This window comes from Gordonia zhenghanii (assembly GCF_021738965.1).
Classification (GTDB): domain Bacteria; phylum Actinomycetota; class Actinomycetes; order Mycobacteriales; family Mycobacteriaceae; genus Gordonia; species Gordonia zhenghanii.
In genome coordinates this window covers 247,960-265,083 of sequence record NZ_JAKKOQ010000007.1, presented here as the reverse complement: position 1 = coordinate 265,083, position 17,124 = coordinate 247,960, and the positions used below count along the sequence as shown (strand labels likewise).

19 protein-coding genes are annotated in these 17,124 nt (G+C 67.1%); 11 read left to right on the top strand and 8 right to left on the bottom strand.

Annotated features, from left to right (window positions below; translation table 11 throughout):
• Positions 1-49: 49 nt before the first annotated feature.
• Complete coding sequence (locus L5G32_RS09885; protein WP_237010863.1) at positions 50-760, bottom strand: TetR/AcrR family transcriptional regulator; 711 nt, start codon at positions 758-760, stop codon at positions 50-52.
• A gap of 41 nt (positions 761-801) precedes the next feature.
• Here L5G32_RS09885 and L5G32_RS09880 point away from each other — a divergent pair, with 41 nt between their 5' ends.
• The 3 genes from L5G32_RS09880 to L5G32_RS09870 are packed head-to-tail and all read left to right on the top strand — an operon-like array spanning position 802 to position 3,376.
• The gene (locus L5G32_RS09880) at positions 802-1,632 is read left to right on the top strand and encodes a dienelactone hydrolase family protein (RefSeq protein WP_372491672.1); all 831 of its coding nucleotides are present in this window, start codon (positions 802-804) and stop codon (positions 1,630-1,632) included.
• Positions 1,629-2,354: a GNAT family N-acetyltransferase gene (locus L5G32_RS09875; RefSeq protein WP_237010861.1), complete on the top strand. Its 726-nt coding sequence runs from the start codon at positions 1,629-1,631 to the stop codon at positions 2,352-2,354. Before L5G32_RS09880 ends, L5G32_RS09875 begins: the two co-directional genes overlap by 4 nt.
• A gap of 8 nt (positions 2,355-2,362) precedes the next feature.
• Positions 2,363-3,376, top strand: coding sequence for a nitronate monooxygenase (locus tag L5G32_RS09870; protein ID WP_237010860.1), 1,014 nt, complete (start codon positions 2,363-2,365; stop codon positions 3,374-3,376).
• Between the two features lie 262 nt (positions 3,377-3,638).
• Here L5G32_RS09870 and purE read toward each other — a convergent pair whose 3' ends face one another.
• Together purE and L5G32_RS09860 are read right to left on the bottom strand one after the other, a co-directional pair.
• Positions 3,639-4,151, bottom strand: a complete 513-nt coding sequence (gene purE, locus L5G32_RS09865) for a 5-(carboxyamino)imidazole ribonucleotide mutase (protein WP_237010859.1) — start codon at positions 4,149-4,151, stop codon at positions 3,639-3,641.
• Positions 4,152-4,176: 25 nt separating this feature from the next.
• Positions 4,177-5,373, bottom strand: coding sequence for a 5-(carboxyamino)imidazole ribonucleotide synthase (locus L5G32_RS09860; RefSeq protein WP_237010858.1), 1,197 nt, complete (start codon positions 5,371-5,373; stop codon positions 4,177-4,179).
• 209 nt (positions 5,374-5,582) lie between these two features.
• Here L5G32_RS09860 and L5G32_RS09855 point away from each other — a divergent pair, with 209 nt between their 5' ends.
• Positions 5,583-6,116, top strand: coding sequence for a GtrA family protein (locus tag L5G32_RS09855; protein ID WP_265738895.1), 534 nt, complete (start codon positions 5,583-5,585; stop codon positions 6,114-6,116).
• Here the strand turns inward: L5G32_RS09855 and L5G32_RS09850 are convergent.
• Genes L5G32_RS09850 through L5G32_RS09840 form a run of 3 tightly spaced genes read right to left on the bottom strand, consistent with a single transcriptional unit; the run spans position 6,088 to position 8,660 of the window.
• Positions 6,088-7,413 carry a HAMP domain-containing sensor histidine kinase gene (locus tag L5G32_RS09850; RefSeq protein WP_372491671.1) on the bottom strand — a complete coding sequence of 442 codons (1,326 nt, stop codon included), beginning with the start codon at positions 7,411-7,413 and terminating at the stop codon, positions 6,088-6,090. The genes L5G32_RS09855 and L5G32_RS09850 overlap by 29 nt on opposite strands.
• 9 nt (positions 7,414-7,422) lie before the next feature.
• Complete coding sequence (locus L5G32_RS09845; RefSeq protein WP_237010855.1) at positions 7,423-8,115, bottom strand: response regulator transcription factor; 693 nt, start codon at positions 8,113-8,115, stop codon at positions 7,423-7,425.
• Positions 8,112-8,660 carry a PH domain-containing protein gene (locus L5G32_RS09840; protein ID WP_237010854.1) on the bottom strand — a complete coding sequence of 183 codons (549 nt, stop codon included), beginning with the start codon at positions 8,658-8,660 and terminating at the stop codon, positions 8,112-8,114. The genes L5G32_RS09845 and L5G32_RS09840 overlap by 4 nt, the downstream gene beginning before the upstream one ends.
• Positions 8,661-8,811: 151 nt before the next feature.
• Between L5G32_RS09840 and L5G32_RS09835 the strand changes: the two genes are divergently transcribed.
• A complete protein-coding gene (locus L5G32_RS09835) occupies positions 8,812-9,435 on the top strand; it encodes a DUF6069 family protein (protein WP_237010853.1) in 624 nt (207 codons plus the stop codon).
• A gap of 8 nt (positions 9,436-9,443) precedes the next feature.
• On the opposite strand, the gene L5G32_RS09830 is transcribed toward L5G32_RS09835, so the two are convergent.
• Positions 9,444-10,253 (bottom strand): biotin--[acetyl-CoA-carboxylase] ligase, encoded by an 810-nt coding sequence (locus L5G32_RS09830; protein WP_237010852.1) that lies wholly within the window; start codon positions 10,251-10,253, stop codon positions 9,444-9,446.
• A 113-nt stretch (positions 10,254-10,366) separates the two neighbouring features.
• On the opposite strand from L5G32_RS09830, the gene L5G32_RS09825 reads away from it, so the two are divergent.
• The 3 genes from L5G32_RS09825 to L5G32_RS09815 are packed head-to-tail and all read left to right on the top strand — an operon-like array spanning position 10,367 to position 12,905.
• Positions 10,367-11,992, top strand: coding sequence for an acyl-CoA carboxylase subunit beta (locus L5G32_RS09825; protein WP_237010851.1), 1,626 nt, complete (start codon positions 10,367-10,369; stop codon positions 11,990-11,992).
• A 14-nt stretch (positions 11,993-12,006) separates the two neighbouring features.
• Positions 12,007-12,237 carry an acyl-CoA carboxylase subunit epsilon gene (locus L5G32_RS09820; RefSeq protein WP_237010850.1) on the top strand — a complete coding sequence of 77 codons (231 nt, stop codon included), beginning with the start codon at positions 12,007-12,009 and terminating at the stop codon, positions 12,235-12,237.
• Positions 12,237-12,905: a Maf family protein gene (locus L5G32_RS09815; protein ID WP_237010946.1), complete on the top strand. Its 669-nt coding sequence runs from the start codon at positions 12,237-12,239 to the stop codon at positions 12,903-12,905. The genes L5G32_RS09820 and L5G32_RS09815 overlap by 1 nt, the downstream gene beginning before the upstream one ends.
• Before the next feature lie 210 nt (positions 12,906-13,115).
• Here L5G32_RS09815 and L5G32_RS09810 read toward each other — a convergent pair whose 3' ends face one another.
• A complete protein-coding gene (locus tag L5G32_RS09810) occupies positions 13,116-14,027 on the bottom strand; it encodes a neutral zinc metallopeptidase (protein ID WP_237010849.1) in 912 nt (303 codons plus the stop codon).
• 119 nt (positions 14,028-14,146) lie between these two features.
• Here L5G32_RS09810 and L5G32_RS09805 point away from each other — a divergent pair, with 119 nt between their 5' ends.
• The 3 genes from L5G32_RS09805 to L5G32_RS09795 are packed head-to-tail and all read left to right on the top strand — an operon-like array spanning position 14,147 to position 16,890.
• Positions 14,147-15,043 (top strand): sulfurtransferase, encoded by an 897-nt coding sequence (locus L5G32_RS09805; protein WP_237010848.1) that lies wholly within the window; start codon positions 14,147-14,149, stop codon positions 15,041-15,043.
• A gap of 14 nt (positions 15,044-15,057) precedes the next feature.
• Complete coding sequence (locus tag L5G32_RS09800) at positions 15,058-15,492, top strand: SufE family protein (protein WP_237010847.1); 435 nt, start codon at positions 15,058-15,060, stop codon at positions 15,490-15,492.
• A 6-nt stretch (positions 15,493-15,498) separates the two neighbouring features.
• Positions 15,499-16,890, top strand: coding sequence for a condensation domain-containing protein (locus L5G32_RS09795; RefSeq protein WP_237010846.1), 1,392 nt, complete (start codon positions 15,499-15,501; stop codon positions 16,888-16,890).
• Positions 16,891-17,124 lie beyond the last annotated feature (234 nt).

The window sequence follows — 17,124 nt, the reverse complement described above, 5'->3', positions numbered from 1 at the left end:
CCAGTGATTGTCACTGAGTGCCGAGATGGTGGGAACTGCCTGCAGTTCATCATGGCACTGCGTGCCAAGTCAATCGTTTGCGAACGATGTCGGCGACATCATCCGCGCTGAGATCCGCGCCGTGCATGACGACCGTCACCGCGTTGCCCGGCGACGAGTCCCGATGGACCGGCTCGATCATCGTCGAGTGGATCCGTTGCAGTTCGGCGCGCAGTGCGTCCGCGGTCGCCGACTCGTCGCCTCGGACCATCTGACGGAGCAGGTGGTTGTGCGCACCGGTCACCGCCGCCGCGTACGCGACCTGCCGGACACGCGGCACGTCGGGCAACCGCCTGCGCAGCGACTCCTCGAAGAGCCGCTGGTAGCGGTAGGTGGTGACGAGTTCCCGATCACGCAGCGCAGGCACCCGCGACACCACGCGATACCGACCAGCGGCCAGATCACGGTGAGTCGCGAAATGCGCGAAGACCCGTTCGGCTCCGGCGCAGACCGACCACCATGGATCGGCTCCCGACTCCTCGGCGTCCGCCAGTTGTTCCGCTACGAGCACCAACAGTTGTTCGTGGTCGGCGAAGATGAAGTCTTCCTTGGAGCGGAACTGCCGGAACAACGTGCGCCGTGACACTCCGGCCGCCGCGGCGACCGCGTCGACCGTCGTCGACTCGTAACCGTGCTCGGCGAACAGCCGGATCGACTCGGCGACCACCTGCATCCGGAAGTCCGCCGCGTCGGACTCCCCCGCCACTACGCCCTCACTCATGGCACCCAGTATCCAACGCCGAGCCGGTGAGGCAAGCTGGAGTGGTGGAAACTCCTACCGCCCTCGCCGGATTCGACCGCCACGAGTTCACCCACGAGGCGATCACTCACCACTACTATCGCCTCGGCGACGGCCCCGCCGTGATCGTGATCCCCGAGATCCCCGGCATCACTCCGAAGGTCGCCGACTTCGCTCGCCGCGTCGCACGAGCAGGCTTCACCGTGCTGGTTCCGTCACTCTTCGGCGTCGACGGCGCCGATCCGAACCCAGCAGGACTCGCCGACCTGCCGCGAGCGGGAGTCGGGATGGCACGTGCGCTGGGAAAGGTGTGCGTGAGCCGAGAGTTCACCGTCTTCGCCACCGGCAGGACATCGCCGGTGGTGACCTGGCTTCGCGCACTCGGGCGCACCGCGCACTCCGAGTGCGGCGGGCCCGGTATCGGCGCGATCGGCATGTGCCTGACAGGCGGCTTCGCTCTCGCCATGTCGGTGGACGACGCGATGCTCGCTCCCGTCCTGTCGCAACCGTCGTTGCCCTTCGCTGCCACGCCCGGCCGTCGCTCGACCATCGACATCTCCCCTGACGACCTCGCCTGCGTCCGTTCGCGATGCCGCGACGAGGGGCTCCAGGTGTTGGGCGCTCGATTCGAAGGCGACCGGCTCTCGCCCGGTGGCCGCTTCGAGTTCTTGCGCCGCGAACTCGGCGACTCGTTCCTCGGCGTCGAACTGCCCGACGAGGTCGCGAACCCGCATGGTGCGCTGCCGCCGCATTCGGTCGTCACCGAACATCTGATCGACGAACCCGGCCAGCCGACCCGCGAGACACTCGATCAGATCATCGACTTCTTCCGCCAGAAGCTGGACGTGCAGTGAGGGCAGACCGACTCGACGCGAAGGCGCTCGATATAGGGGTGCTCGACGACCCGTTCACCAGCGCGCTGCGCGGCCCGCAGTCACGCTTCGCACGGACAGTCGGCAACATCGTCACCTTCGAGCCCGACGTGTCTGTGTTCTACGGCCATCCCCGCGAGATGACCGATCAGGACTACGCCGACCTCGCGCAGTTGGCCGGGATCGGACACACCGCGTCGTTGCGAGATCGCCGGACTCCGTTGCCCGAGGACCTGTTCGACGTGGTCGCCGAGATCGATCTCGTGCAGTACCGAGGCGACGCTGTCGAGCCCGTCGCCGACCCGGAGCTGGTCCCACTCGGCGTGGCCGACGTCCCGGAGATGACGGCGCTCATCGAGCTGACCGAACCCGGCCCGTTCCTGCCCCGGACCATCGAGATGGGCGTCTACCTCGGCTACCGCGACCCCGACTCCGGCCGTCTCCTCGCGATGGCCGGTCAACGACTGCAGTTGCCCGGATGGACCGAGATCAGTGCCGTGTGCACCCATCCCGACGCGCGGGGACGCGGCCTCGCACGACGTCTGGTGGCCGCTGTCGCCCAGGTGATCGTCGATGAGGGCAACACGCCGTTCCTGCACACGACGGCGGACAACTCGGCGCGCCGACTGTACGAGAAATTGGGCTTCACCCTCAATTCCGAAGTGCCCCTGGAGATCCTGCGGGTCACCGGGAACAACAGGTAAGGACACACATGTACCGGTTCGAGAGTCTCGAGATCCCGATCGTCGGCGCGCCGATGGCGGGCGGAGTGTCGACGGCGGCACTGACTGCGTCCGTCTCGGAGGCGGGCGGGTTCGGCTTCTACGGCGGCGCGTACCTGTCGCCGGACGCCTTGGCGACAGCGGTCCGCGAGATCGCCGCGCTCACCGGAGAACCGTTCGGCGTCAACCTGTTCGTGCCCGAACGGGTCGACGTCGACCCCGCGAAGTTCGCGGCCTACCGCGAGCGCCTGTCGCCGCTCGCCGAGCAGATCGGTGTCGATCTACCCGAATCGGTGCCGTTCACCGACGACTCGTTCGACGCGAAGGTACAGGTGCTGCTCGAGCAGCGTCCGGCGGTCGTGTCGTTCACATTCGGACTCCCCTCCCGCGACGTGGTCGATCGCTTCCACGCGGCCGGTGTCGCCGTGTCGGCGACGGTCACCTGCGTCGCCGAAGCCAGGCTGGCACTCGAACTCGGGGTGGATTCGTTGTGCGCGCAAGGATTCTCGGCGGGTGGCCACCGCGCCACGTTCGCGATCGACGACGCCGACCCGGAAGTCGAGACCCTCGAGTTGGTTCGCGCGGTGGTGGCGGCCACGGGTCTGCCGACGGTCGGCGCGGGCGGTGTCGCCGACAGCGACGACGTCCGCGCGATCCTCGACGCCGGAGCGGTCGCCGCACAGGTCGGCACGCTTCTGCTCCGCACCCCCGAAGCCGGCACCCGGCAAGCTCACCGTGATGCGCTCGCCGACCCGCAGTTCACGACGACCGTCACCACCCGGGCGTACTCGGGACGCCTCGCCCGCGGCCTCGAGAACGATTTCATCCGGGCGAACACCGACTACGCGCCGTCAGCCTACCCCCAGGTCAACACGCTGACCGGCGGCATCCGCAAAGCCGCGTCCGACGATCCGCAGGTCATCAACCTCTGGTCCGGTCCCGGCTTCCGGGCCGCACAGGCTGTTCCGGCACGCGACGTCGTCCGCAGTCTCGCTCCCCGCTGACGGGGCCGCTTCCGCCGATCGAGCGCCACCCCGCTGATCGAGCACTCACGCCGCCGATCGGGCACCCCTCCGCTGATCGAGCACCCCTCCGTTGATCGAGCGAAGTCGAGATCCCCTGTGCGAACACCGATCTCGACTCCGCTCGATCAACGTGGGGACTCCGCTCGATCAACGTGAGGACTCGATCAACTCCGCCGATCGAGCGAAGTCGAGATCCCCAGCTCGATCAACGTGAGGACGCGCTCGATCAGCGGAAACCTAATCAGCCGTCGAGGAGGGTCCGGCGGAGCTTCTCGTCCTTCTCCAAGACCATCTCCTCCAGACTCGCCTGGAACTTCTCCATGGCCGACTGCAAGGCGGGATCGCTCGCAGCGAGGATCCGGACCGCGAGCAGACCAGCGTTCCGTGCGCCGCCGATCGACACCGTCGCGACCGGCACGCCCGCAGGCATCTGCACGATCGAGAGGAGCGAGTCCATGCCGTCCAAATATTTGAGCGGAACCGGCACGCCGATCACCGGCAGCGGCGTCGCCGACGCGACCATGCCGGGCAGGTGTGCCGCACCGCCCGCACCGGCGATGATCACCGAGACGCCGCGTCCGGCAGCGCCTTTCGCATAGTCGAGCATCCGCTGCGGGGTGCGGTGCGCCGAGACGACGCCGACCTCGAACGTGACACCGAACTCGGCGAGCGCCTCAGCGGCCGCCTCCATCGTCGGCCAGTCCGAGTCGCTGCCCATGATGAGTCCGACGCGAGGTCCCCTCTGTTCTGCCATTCGTCCATCCTCCACGATCGTCATGTCAGGCGTGCGGGTCCCAGCCGTCGGTCCAGACGGCGTGGCTCAGCCAATGGGCGGCGCGTTCGGCGCGCTCGCGTACGGTCTCGACCTCGTCGCCCGGACGTCCGACGATGTTGACGTGCCCCACCTTGCGGTCGGGGCGCTCCCCCTTGCCGTACATGTGGACTTTCGCGTCGGGCATCCGCGCGAACAGGTGGTGCAGTCTCTCGTCCACGGACATGGCCGGTGTCTCCGGAGCGCCGAGGACGTTCGCCATGACGACCACGTCAGCGCGAGCGGAGGTGTCGCCGAGCGGATAGTCGAGAACCGCGCGCAGATGCTGCTCGAACTGCGAGGTCACCGCGCCGTCCATCGTCCAGTGGCCGCTGTTGTGGGGGCGCATCGCCAACTCGTTGACGACGAGGCGACCGTCGAGGGTCTCGAACAATTCCATCGCCATCGCGCCTACGACTCCCAGCTCGTCGGCCAGCCGCAACGCCATCTGCTGAGCCTGCTGAGCGACGTCCGCGTCCAACCCGGGTGCGGGCGCGAGGACCACGGCACACTGTCCGTTTCGCTGGACGGTCTCGACGACCGGCCATGCCGCCCCCTGACCGTACGGCGACCGCGCGATCATCGCCGACAGCTCTCGACGCATCGTGACCTTCTGCTCGGCCATCAAGACTGTGTCGCCACCGGACTGTGCGTCGAACACGGCGAGTGCCTCGTCGCGATCGTCGACGAGCCACACGCCACGACCGTCGTAACCGCCGCGGACCGCTTTGACCACGACATGCCAGTCGTTGCGGTCACCGAAGGCGATCAGCCCTTCGCGCGCTTGGGCGACGTCCCCCGACAGGTCGGCGTAGTCGGGCACCGGCAGACCGATCTCCGACAGTCGGTTCCGCATGTCGAGCTTGTCCTGCGCGAATCGCAGTGCCTTCGACGGCGGACGTACCGCGACCCCCTCCGCCTCGAGCGCTTCCAGATGCTCCAACGGGACGCCCTCGTGGTCGAACGTCAACGCGACGGCGCCTTCGGCCGCCTCCCGAAGATCGTCGAGAACCTCGTGTGAACCGAAGACCACATCGCCGCTGACCTGCGCCGCAGGATCCGTCGGCGCAGCGGCCAGCACTCGAAGGCACTGGCCCAACGCGATCGCGTACTGGTGGGTCATCCGGGCGAGCTGTCCGCCTCCGATCATGGTGACGGTCGGCATTCCGGATTCTGTACGGCCGGATTCTGTACGGCCGGATTCGGAACGGCCCGATACTGGACGCCCTGACTCCGGACGGTGCGGTTGCGAACTCACGGCGTCAATGGTGTCATGTCGGCCACGAAACACCGCATTGACGTCCACGGATGTGTACGACATGGGCCGAGTACGTACACTCGACCGTTGTGCTGACAATCGACAAGGCAGTCTCAATGCTGCCCGGGCCTCTTCACCGGCTCGTGATGAAGCACAACGAGCTGATCAAATTCGCCATCGTCGGCGGCACCACATTCGTCATCGACACGGCGATCTACTACCTGCTCGTGTTCACGGTCCTCGAACCGAAACCAGTGGTCGCCAGGATCATCTCCGGTGTCGTCGCGACCATCCTCAGCTACATCCTCAACCGCGAGTGGGCGTTCAAGAACCGCGGCGGACGAGAACGACATCATGAAGCTCTACTGTTCTTCCTGATCAGCGGTTTCGCCGTCCTGCTGACCGCGGCTCCCCTCTGGATGGCCAACAACGTCTTCGGTATGCGCGAGAATCTGGCAGGCCTGCAACTCGCAGTCCTCGACTTCCTGCTCGCCTTCATCATCGGCAACGTCCTCGGCATGGCCTTCCGTTTCTGGGCGCTCCGACGTTTCGCGTTTCCGGACGAGGAGCCCCGCGGCGGCGACGGCGGCTCCACCGACGTCCACCCGAAGCCCGACGAACTCACCGATGAGGAACTCGGGCACGCCTGAGCTGCGCGTCGTCGAACTGCCGTCTTCCGCGTGCCGGTAGCACGATCGCGAACACCACGGGACGCCGCGACATGAGTTCCAACCGGCCCCCCTCGGCTTCGATCAAGGCCCGCGACAACGACAAACCCATGCCGCTGCGACTCCCCCCGGAGAATCCACGGCGGAACACGTCCGAGGCGATCTCGTCCGGGATGCCCGGCCCGCTGTCGGCGACGGTCAGGCGCACCATCTCCGCGGCGGGCAGATTGGCCAGACGGACGGTCGTCGTCCCGGCGCCGTGCTGCAGCGAGTTGTCGATCAGCACGCTCAACGCCTCCCGGAGACGGCCAGGCTTGCCCTCGATCATCGGAATCCGGCCGAGCGTCTCCGAACGGAGGCGTCGCCCCTTCGCCCGGAAAGCGGGCTCGAAGTCGCCGATCAGCGTGTCCACGACATCGCGGGCGTCGATCGCGCCGCGCCCCGCCGTGTCCTCCCGTGAGGCGGCGACCAGTTCGTCGAGTTCACGCGAGAGCCGCTCAACCTGCTCGAGCCCGGCCTCGGCTTCGGTGACCACGTCGGGGTCGCTGTGCAGCGTCAACTCGTCCAACCGCAGATGGACCGCGGTCAGCCGGCTACGCAACTGATGCGACACGTCGCCGACGATCTCGCCTTCGCGCTCCAGACGCAATGCGATCTCCCGGTTCGCGTCCGACAACGCCTCCGCGACACGATCGAGCTCGTCGATCCCGTACGACGGCCACTCGGACGAGAAGTCGCCGCGTGCCATCGCTCCGGCGCGTCCGGCGAGAGCGGTCAGCGGCTCGGACAGCCGACGCGCCGTCACGACCGCGACGATCGCGCCGCCGCCGATCGACCCGGCGAGAACCATGAACAACACGCCGATCGCCAATAACTGCTGGGGACGCACCTCCTCCTGCGGGATCTCCAAAGTCATCTTCGCCTGCGGCCCCAGGCTCACCGACTCCGCGATCGTCTCGTCGTCCTGCTGCGCTCCGATGGCACGGTGGATCGGCGCAACGGTTCCGTCTGGACGGTCGACGTCGACATCGAGGCTGAGACGTCCGCGCGGCGGAACCAGGAGCCGGAACTGGTCGAGGTCGAGGTCCTCGATCGGAACGTTGTTCCCGCCCGCCTCCTCCGACAGCACGTACTCGGAGATGCGTTTGAGGCTCACCGCCAGCGTCTGACGCGCCTCGCGCGACATCGCCTGCACCGAGAGGATCGTCAACGGGACGCCGAGGAGCAGCCCCATCAGCGCGACGGTGACGATCATCATCTTCAGTATTCGACGGCGCACGCCAGTCCTCTACGGGTCGAACCGGAAGCCGACACCGCGAACGGTGACGATGTGCTTCGGCCTGTTCGCCTGGTCGTCGCCGATCTTTCGACGGATCCACGACACGTGCATGTCGAGAGTCTTCGACGACCGCAGATCCACCGAGCCCCACACCTGCGTCATGATCTCGTCACGGGCGAGCGCCTGTCCCGGCCGTTCCATCAGGAACTGCAGCAGATCGAACTCACGGTTAGCCAGGGTCAGCTCCTCGCCGCGGACGATCACCCTGCGCGCGCGTGCGTCGAGCTGGATGTCGCCGTAGTCGAGCAGCACCTCGTCGTCGCCGACGTTGCTGCTGCGACGCATCAGCGCCCGCACCCGGGCGAGGAGTTCGGCGAGGCGGAACGGTTTGCCCACATAGTCGTCGGCGCCTGCGTCCAGGCCGACGACGAAGTCGACTTCGTCGGTGCGGGCCGTCAACATCAGGACCGCCATCTCCGGCATCTGCGCGCGGACCCGACGGCAGACCTCCAATCCGTCGATGCCGGGCAGCCCGAGATCCAGGATCAGCAGACCGAAGTCGCCGGACAAGACTTCCTCGAGCGCTTCGGGGCCGGTCGCGGCGATCACGCACTCGTGGCCCTCACGGGTCAGTGCCCGAGCGAGGGGCTCGGCGATCGCGGCGTCGTCCTCCGCCAGGAGGATCGGGCGGGCTCCGGTCATCGGCGACGCCCCCGTCCGTGATCGTCCCATCCGTAGTCATCGCCGTCGTCTTCGTCGAGCAGCTCCTGATACAGCTGGGCGTGCACGGCTTCGACGTCCGGGATGTCGTGGAACGAGAGCGGCTCGTCGGACGCGGACTCGATGACCAGCGTTCCCGTGCGCAGCACGCGGTCGATCAGACCGTGCCGGAACTCCACGGACGTGATGCGTCGCATCGGGATGCCGATGCCCGAGCGAGTGACGATGCCGTTGCGGTACATGACGCGACGATCGGTGACCACGAAGTGCGTGGTCCGCCACGACAGCAACGGACGCACGAGCCAGTAGGTCGACGCGACGAGCCACACCACGATCACCACGATCGTCAACCACATCGATGCGCCGCTCGACAACGAGTCGCTGGTGCGGATGTAACCGAGCGCCACACCGGCGATTGCGGTCACCGCCCAGAACAGCAGCACCGGAGCGACGAGGCTCTTCCAGTGCGGGTGGCGGTGGATGACGACCTGCTCCCCCGGTGCGAGATTGTCGCGCGGATATCCCATGACGCCCCAGCGTAGTGCGTCACACGTCCGAGGTTCAGGTGTCGGCGTGTCCCGGGCGCACGGTCGTTACACTCGACACACGAGGTGCTCTGGGCCCCAGCTGTCTGCCTGCGAGTACGAGACCGTGCAACTGCGAAGGTGCTTGCGAGAGATGACGAACTACGATCCGCGCGACCCGCGCTACCAGGCGAAGCAGAATCCGCCGACCCAGGCCTACAGTCAGGCCAACGATTACGAGTACGGCTACACCGAACAGCAGTACGCCCAACAGCAGTACCCGCAGCAGGGCTACGAGCAGCAGGGCTACCAGCCGCAGGCCGCCGCTCCCAAGCGGACGCCACGGCGGGGGCCCGATATCGACCCCGTCATGTTCTGCGGCGGCGTCCTGATGACCGGTGTCGTCACCGGCCTCGCCGCGTGGCTGGTCGGCTGGATCATCCGGACCGTCACCCAGAAGGTCAACGACTCGGGCAAGCTCGGGGTCTGGAATCCGCTGGCACAAGACGAACTGTGGTTCGCGCTGGTCGGATTCGTCGTCGCCCTCCTCGGCGGCGCGCTCTGGTATCTCCTCCAGATCGGCACGCCTGCGCCCAGCCAGTTCTACCGCTGGGTCGTCGGACTCCTGATCGCTGCGAGCGTCGTCATTCCGCTCGCACTGTCGGCCGAGATCTCCACCGGGATCGGCACTGCGGTGGTGCATCTGATCATCGGACTACCGGTCTTGACGCTCATCCCGACGATGGGCAGCGCGAGCCGCCGCAAAGAACACCGGTAGGCAGGCCTCTACAGCGGGCGCAGGTGCGTGACGTCGCCCGCCGACGCGACGACCGGCCCGTTCGGACCGTTCACGACGACGCGCCCCTGATCGTCGACGTCGACGGCGTCGCCGATCACCTCGACGTCTCCCGGGAGGATCAGACGGACTCGCTTGCCGAGCGTGGCACTCGAGGCCCGGTAGTCGGCGACGAGTCTGTCGACACCGTTCGGCCAGTCGGCGAGGCGATCGGACAACGCGCGCAGATAAGCAGCGGCCACGTCGGTTCCCTCGACGTCGCGCCCGGCGAGGCCCCGGACCGATGCCGCACTCGCATTCTCCACGCTCGCGGGGTCGAGGTCGACGTTCACGCCGGTCCCGATCACCGCGATCCCGCCGCCGTCGGGCAGCGGCCGGAACTCCGACAGGATCCCGGACAGCTTGCCGCCCGGTTCGCCGTCGATCGCCGGCGCCAGCACGTCGTTGGGCCATTTCAGCTCCGCCTCGACACCGGCCACCGACGACAGTGCATCGCGGACCGCGAGGCCCGTCAGCAACGACAGCCAGCCGACCCGTTCGGCGTCCGACGGTCGGACCAGGACAGCCGCCGACATCGCGAGCTGCCCGTGCGGCGTCTTCCATACTCGGGCGTGTCGCCCTCGGCCAGCCGACTGGAACCCGGCGATCCGCACGGTTCCCGCCAGCTCCGAGTCGTCGGCTCGCGCGATCAGGTCGGCGTTAGTCGAACCGGTCTCCGCGACCACTTCGACACTGTGCCAGCGGGTTCCGGCGATGAGTTCGCGCAGGCGCGCAGCGTCGGGAAGGGCGGATTCGGTCATGGTCAGACCACTCTAGACGGGATATGAAACAACCTGCATAAGCGAATGTGAGGATCTTCTCACATTCGATCCGGTTGACGGGAGTCACACCACTCTCGTTAAAGTCGATGTTCATGACGACAGCTTCGCGCGACGAAGGCGCTGCACCCGACATCCACACGACGGCCGGCAAACTTGCCGACCTGCGGAATCGTCTCGCCGACGCCGAACACCCGGTCGGCGAGGCCGCAGTCGAGAAGGTTCATGCAAAGGGCAAGTTGACCGCCCGTGAGCGCATCACCCAACTACTCGACGACGGCTCGTTCGTCGAACTCGACGCGCTGGCCCGCCACCGCAGCACCAACTTCGGTCTCGCCGACCGGCGTCCCGTCGGCGACGGCGTCGTCGTCGGTTACGGCACCGTCGACGGCCGCGAGATCTGCGTGTTCAGCCAGGACGTGACAGTCTTCGGCGGCAGCCTCGGCGAGGTCTACGGCGAGAAGATCGTCAAGGTCATGGACCTGGCGCTCAAGACGGGCCGTCCGCTCGTCGGCATCAACGAGGGCGCAGGCGCCCGCATCCAGGAGGGAGTCGTCTCCCTCGGCCTGTACGGCGAGATCTTCCACCGCAACGTGAAGTCGTCCGGTGTGATCCCGCAGATCTCGCTGATCATGGGTGCCGCGGCGGGCGGCCACGTCTACTCCCCCGCGCTCACCGACTTCACCGTGATGGTCGACCAGACCAGTCAGATGTTCGTCACCGGCCCCGACGTCATCAAGACGGTCACCGGCGAGGACGTCACCATGGAGGATCTGGGCGGCGCCACCACGCACATGACCAAGTCCGGTGTGGCTCACTACGTCGCTCAGGACGAGGACGACGCTCTCGACTACGTCAAGGAACTTCTCGGCTACCTGCCGAGCAACAACCGCGCCGACGCACCGCGTCTGCCCGCGGACGTCGCGTCGGGCAGCATCGAGGACAACCTCACCGGCGAGGACCTCGAACTCGACACGCTGATCCCGGACTCCCCGAACCAGCCGTACGACATGCACGAGGTCATCCGCCGCATCCTCGACGACGACGAGTTCCTCGAAGTCCAGGCCGAGCGCGCGATGAACATCGTCATCGGCTTCGGCCGCGTCGAAGGTCGCAGCGTCGGCATCGTCGCGAATCAGCCGACCCAGTTCGCCGGCTGCCTGGACATCGACGCCTCCGAGAAGGCCGCTCGGTTCGTCCGCACCTGCGACGCGTTCAACGTCCCGATCATCACCTTGGTCGACGTCCCGGGCTTCCTGCCGGGTACCGACCAGGAGTACAACGGCATCATCCGTCGCGGAGCCAAGCTGCTGTACGCGTACGGCGAGGCGACGGTCGGCAAGATCACCGTCATCACCCGCAAGGCGTACGGCGGGGCGTACGACGTCATGGGCTCCAAGCACATGGGCGCCGACGTCAACCTGGCGTGGCCGACCGCGCAGATCGCCGTCATGGGCGCTTCGGGCGCCGTCGGCTTCGTGTACCGCGGCAAGTTGAAGGACGCGGAGGCGAACGGCGAGGACGTCGACGCACTGCGCCTGGAGCTGCAGCAGGAGTACGAGGACACCCTCGTCAACCCGTATGTGGCCGCCGAGCGCGGTTACGTGGACGCGGTCATCCCGCCGAGCCATACCCGCGGTCAGATCGCCAATGCTCTGCGTCTGCTCGAGCGCAAGCTCGTGCAGTTGCCGCCGCGCAAGCACGGGAACATCCCGCTGTGAGCGAGGAGACGAACGTGGCCGACGACAAAGCTCCCGAAGACGCGGATGCTCCCGCAAAGCCGTTCCTGACCGTCGTGTCGGGCAATCCGTCCGCCGAGGACGTCGCCGTGCTGGTGAGCGTCCTCGCGTCGGCGGGCGGCGACGGCGGCGACACCGGTCCCGTCACACGCAATGACTGGGGCCTTCCGACCGACATGCACCGGTCCACGTGGGGAATGCCGTCGTCGTTCCCGAACCGCGGTTGATGGGTTCGACCCCGGTAGTTCGCGGCTCGACCATCGTCTTGGGTTCCGCATCGCCTGCACGTCTGCGCGTGCTGCGCGATGCGGGACTCGATCCGCAGGTCCTCGTCGCCGACCTCGACGAGGACGCGATCATCGCCGAGATGGGCGACGCGTCGCCTTCCGACGTGGTCACTCGCCTGGCCAGCGCGAAAGGCGAGGCGATCGTGTCGACGATCCTCACTGGCGGCGACCCGGCGTTCGACGCGGCCCGCGCCGACGGCGTGGTCCTCACCTGTGACTCGATGCTGCTGCTCGCCGGCGAACTCTCGGGAAAGCCGCACTCTTCCGACGTCGCCGTCGCCCAGTGGGCGCGGATGCGCGGCAACACCGGCGATCTGATGACCGGCCACTGCGTGACCCGCCTTCGCGACGGAGCCGTCGAGACGGTCGTCGCCGACCACAAGTCCACACAGATCCACTTCTCGGACGTCTCCGACGATCAGATCGCGCGATACGTCGCAACTGGCGAACCGCTCAAGGTCGCCGGCGCGTTCACCTTGGACGGTCTCGGCGGGTGGCTCCTCGATGGAATCACGGGAGATCCCTCGAGCGTCATCGGCATCAGCCTCCCGCTGACGAGACAGTTGCTGTCGCAGGTCGGCGTCGACGTCACCGACCTCTGGCAGTAGTCGCCGACCTCGACCTCGCCAACCGACACCGCTCAGACCCGGCACTCCTCTATAGGCCGCTGCTCGCCCTGAGCGGTGTAGGTCTGTCGACCTTCGCGGTCGCATCCGGCTCCGGAGCGCCGGTGGTACCGCTCAGCACCTAGGCGTCGCTATAGCCCGGTCAGGGCCCGTAGGCGTACCACTCGCGCGGGATAGAGTTCTCGACTCCGCCTAGGACCCGAGAGCCGCGGGCCAGTAGGTTTTCAGGCACGTGACGGGCTGGCCGCCGGAGGTCAGTTTGTCGGTGAAGCCGCGGGTCAGAGCCTGAATACGTTCGATCGAGGTACCGTGCCCCTGGTCGGGCAGCGGATCACCGATGCTGAAGATGAGGACGGCGGCCTGGGCGATCTCCTTGATGGAGAGATCCTTGCGCGCGAAGACGGTTCCGGCCCAGTTGCCTGCGAAACAGTCGGCGAGGAGTTCGGGGTTGTCGCCGCTCGGATACTGCGACTTACTCATGCCGTAGGCCTCGGCGAGCCGGTACATGACGTTGTGCCCGTACTCGTGGGCGACGATCGTCGCGGCGGTGAAGTCGCCAAGCATGATGCCGTCGCTGCCGAAGAGCTTGCCGTCCCAGATGTCGGCGAACGTCTGGACCGGGAGCACGATGGAGCCTTCCCGCTCGACGCCCTGCCCGTCCGGCTCGTTGTCGAGAGTGCAGTACATGGCGTTCGGGAAATCGCTCGTGAGAACATCGTCGCTGCTCTCGAGGCACTTGGATGCGAACGTCTCGCCGGGCTCGATGAGCGCTCGGCCGGGCGTGATGTTCTCGATGTTGAGCGCGGCGAACCAGTCCTGCCAGGTGCGGTCCAGGTCGTCGAGGACCTCGGTCAGGTACGCGGGCACTCGTTCGGACGCGTTCTGCGATGTGACACCGCTGTCGGCGACCTGCTTCTCCGCGAAGACGGAGAGTTCGGGGCACTCGGTGCTCGTGCAGTGCAGCGGCGGCTCGGGCGGCGTGCGGGTGGGACTGCCGTCCTGTGTCGCCACGCATCCGGTCACGACGAGGGACGTCGCAACGACGCCGACGAGCGCCGACATGACACGTTTCGCGCAGTTTCGGCGATCAGAACGCTTTCGCATGAAGTGACGCTAACAGGACACGGGGGCGCACCGTCCCGACACAGTCATTCGGGCAACCGTATGCTGGACATGAAAGTCGGCTTCGGCCGCCTCGCACCAGAACTCGGGAGACCTCGCTAATGCCAGTGGAATTCGATTCGAACCCAGCTTTCGCCGCGTTCGCACACCCGGAACGACTCGTCAGCACCGAGTGGCTGTCGGCGCATCTGGGCGCTCCGGGACTCAAGATCGTGGAGTCGGACGAAGACGTCCTGCTCTACGACATCGGGCACATCCCGACCTCGCAGAAGGTCGACTGGCATCTCCACCTGAACGATCCGGTGACGCGCGACTACATCGACGGCGAACAGTTCGCGAAGTTGATGAGCGACAAGGGCATCTCCCGCGACGACACCGTCGTGATCTACGGCGACAAGAACAACTGGTGGGCCGCCTACGCCCTCTGGGTGTTCACCCTGTTCGGCCACGAGGACGTCCGTCTGCTCGACGGCGGCCGCGACGCATGGATGGACGAGCAGCGCGACACCTCGTTCGACGTTCCGGAGTACCCGGCCACCGATTACCCGGTGGTCGAGCGGAACGATGCATCGATCCGCGCGTTCGCCGACGACGTTCTGACGTCGTTGGGGACCACGCCGCTGATCGACGTGCGTTCACCGCAGGAGTACACGGGCGAACGCACCCACATGCCCGACTACCCCGAGGAAGGCGCACTGCGCGGCGGCCACATCCCGACCGCCGTGTCTATCCCGTGGGCCAAGGCCGCGGCGCCCGACAGCCGGTTCCGGACCCGTCCGGAACTCGAGGAGATCTACGGAGCGTTCGACCCGAAGACGCCGACGATCGCCTACTGCCGGATCGGCGAGCGCTCGAGCCACACGTGGTTCGTGCTGACACACCTGCTTGGCTTCCCGAACGTCCGCAACTACGACGGCTCGTGGACCGAGTGGGGCAACCGCGTCCGGGTGCCGATCGCGCAGGGCGAGGAGCCGGGTTCGGCTCCCGCCGCGCGCTGACGGGGGCCGCTGCGATGGCTCTGCCCTCAGCCCTGGCCGAGATCGTCGACGACTTCTCGGCGCTCGGCGACTCCGACAAGGTCACGATGCTGCTGGAGTTCGCGAACGAACTCCCGGCCATCCCCGAGTCCATGCATGAAGAAGCGATGGAGCCCGTCCCGGAGTGCCAGTCGCCGATCTTCCTGTCGGTGGACGCGTCCGACCCGTCTGCCGTCGCACTGTTCTTCAGTGCACCTCCGGAGGCTCCGACGACACGCGGTTTCGCATCGATCCTGCACCAGGGGCTGGACGGCGCGTCCGCCCAGGAGATCGTCGGCGTTCCCGCGGACTTCCATCACGATCTCGGCCTGGCGGCGGTGATCAGCCCCCTGCGTCTGAACGGCATGGCCGGAATGCTTGGTCGGATCAAGCGGCAGGTCGCCGAGCAGACGAGCGGGGCGAGTTCGTAGTCTCGGATGGACTTTCTGCAGATCCTCGACGACCAGGTGGAGCCCGGCGGTCTCGTCGAGTGGATTCCGACCGTCGAGGGCGGCCTCGGTAGCTGGCGGCGCGACGACCGGCAGACCTCGCACAACCATGAGCAGCATCTTCGCGCCGCCTTCGAGTATCGAGCACGAACCCAACGCGAAGGCGGACGCGAGTCGTGGCTCGGTCTGGCCATCGACTTCGACGAGCCGATGTCGGTGCCTTCGGTGCGGGCCGCGATGCTGGCGTGGATCGATCGCCACGAGGTCCTGCGCACCCACGTCGTCCTCAAACACGATCGCACGGAGCGGTACAGCACGCCTGCCGGAACAGTGCATCTGACGATGAGTCGGATCGGCTGGTACACCGAGACGCCGTTGCTGCTGGAACAGGTGGCCGGCTCGTTCGACCGAGCGACCGCTCCCCTGCACTGGCCCGCCTATCGGTTCTCGACCGTCGCCCGGGCGGACTCGTTCACGATCCTGTTCGCAGCAGACCATTCGTTGGTCGACGGCTATTCGCTCGTGACGGCCCAGTACGAGCTGACTGAGCTGTACCACGCGGCGCGACACGACCGTCCGCACTCGCTGCCGCGCACGAACAGCTACATCGAGTTCAGCGACGCCGAGCGTGGCCGCGCCGACGCGGCCGACCGATCGCATCCGGCCGTGCAGACGTGGCGCGCGTTTCTGACGACCCACGGAACCGTCCCGCATTTCGCTCCGTTGACTCCCGTCGACTCGTCGCCGGAGGAGCCGTTCGACATCGAGCACCCGCCCCAGGACTCACGAACCCTGCGACTGCTCGACGACGCGCAGACTCGTGCGCTCGAGACCGTGTCGGCAGAGTCCGGCGGAAACCTGGTCGCCGGCCTACTGGCCGCGATGGCGATCGCCTACCACCGGGCGGCTCCCGATCAGGAGTTCGCCGTAGTGATGCCTCGGCACACGCGCAACGATCGGGCGTGGCTGCATGCGCTCGGCTGGTTCGTCGGCCTCTCCCCGGTCGCCGTCGACGTCTCGGACTCGCCCGACATGCCGACGGCCACCCGGCGTGCTGCGCAGGGCCTGCAGGACGGCAAGCACGGCGCGTCGTTGCCGTTCCTGCGAGTGGCCGAACTGCTCGGTCCGCCGCCCGCTCCGCGGTTCGTCGTCTCGTACATGGACACGCGCGGCACGCCGACCGCAGAAGACGCGGACGCCGGCTGGGCTCGGGTTCTGCGCAGTCATTCGTATTCGGGCGACGAGGTCTACGTCTGGCTCAACCGCACACCGTCTGGTCTGCGGATGCACTCCCGGTTCCCGGCGGAGCAGCCGGGTCCGGTCCTGCCGTTCTTGGACGACTTCGCACAGCTACTGGCGAGTACAGCTGGGACACGGTAGAACCAGTTCTCGAATTCCAAGGACGGCCTCAACCGAGCAATCGCTCGGTGCTATACGCTGAATCCCGGAAATCGTGATGCCCCGAGATTCGGAGCACCCCGGTGAGCGCCACACGTGGATACCTCCGCGAGCGACGCGCAAGCCCCGACGCCCGTCGACGAGCGGTCCGTATCGGACTGTTCGTCCCCCGGACGTCACTGCCCGCTACGACGAACGCCCACGCGTGGGCCCGCC

Coding starts and splice junctions, on each gene's coding strand:
- L5G32_RS09885 (WP_237010863.1), bottom strand. CDS start 760: ATGAGTGAGGGCGTAGTGGCGGGGGAGTCCGACGCGGCGGACTTCCGG.
- L5G32_RS09870 (WP_237010860.1), top strand. CDS start 2,363: ATGTACCGGTTCGAGAGTCTCGAGATCCCGATCGTCGGCGCGCCGATG.
- purE (WP_237010859.1), bottom strand. CDS start 4,151: ATGGCAGAACAGAGGGGACCTCGCGTCGGACTCATCATGGGCAGCGAC.
- L5G32_RS09860 (WP_237010858.1), bottom strand. CDS start 5,373: ATGCCGACCGTCACCATGATCGGAGGCGGACAGCTCGCCCGGATGACC.
- L5G32_RS09855 (WP_265738895.1), top strand. CDS start 5,583: ATGCTGCCCGGGCCTCTTCACCGGCTCGTGATGAAGCACAACGAGCTG.
- L5G32_RS09845 (WP_237010855.1), bottom strand. CDS start 8,115: ATGACCGGAGCCCGCCCGATCCTCCTGGCGGAGGACGACGCCGCGATC.
- L5G32_RS09840 (WP_237010854.1), bottom strand. CDS start 8,660: ATGGGATATCCGCGCGACAATCTCGCACCGGGGGAGCAGGTCGTCATC.
- L5G32_RS09835 (WP_237010853.1), top strand. CDS start 8,812: ATGACGAACTACGATCCGCGCGACCCGCGCTACCAGGCGAAGCAGAAT.
- L5G32_RS09830 (WP_237010852.1), bottom strand. CDS start 10,253: ATGACCGAATCCGCCCTTCCCGACGCTGCGCGCCTGCGCGAACTCATC.
- L5G32_RS09825 (WP_237010851.1), top strand. CDS start 10,367: ATGACGACAGCTTCGCGCGACGAAGGCGCTGCACCCGACATCCACACG.
- L5G32_RS09815 (WP_237010946.1), top strand. CDS start 12,237: ATGGGTTCGACCCCGGTAGTTCGCGGCTCGACCATCGTCTTGGGTTCC.
- L5G32_RS09810 (WP_237010849.1), bottom strand. CDS start 14,027: ATGCGAAAGCGTTCTGATCGCCGAAACTGCGCGAAACGTGTCATGTCG.
- L5G32_RS09805 (WP_237010848.1), top strand. CDS start 14,147: ATGCCAGTGGAATTCGATTCGAACCCAGCTTTCGCCGCGTTCGCACAC.
- L5G32_RS09800 (WP_237010847.1), top strand. CDS start 15,058: ATGGCTCTGCCCTCAGCCCTGGCCGAGATCGTCGACGACTTCTCGGCG.
- L5G32_RS09795 (WP_237010846.1), top strand. CDS start 15,499: ATGGACTTTCTGCAGATCCTCGACGACCAGGTGGAGCCCGGCGGTCTC.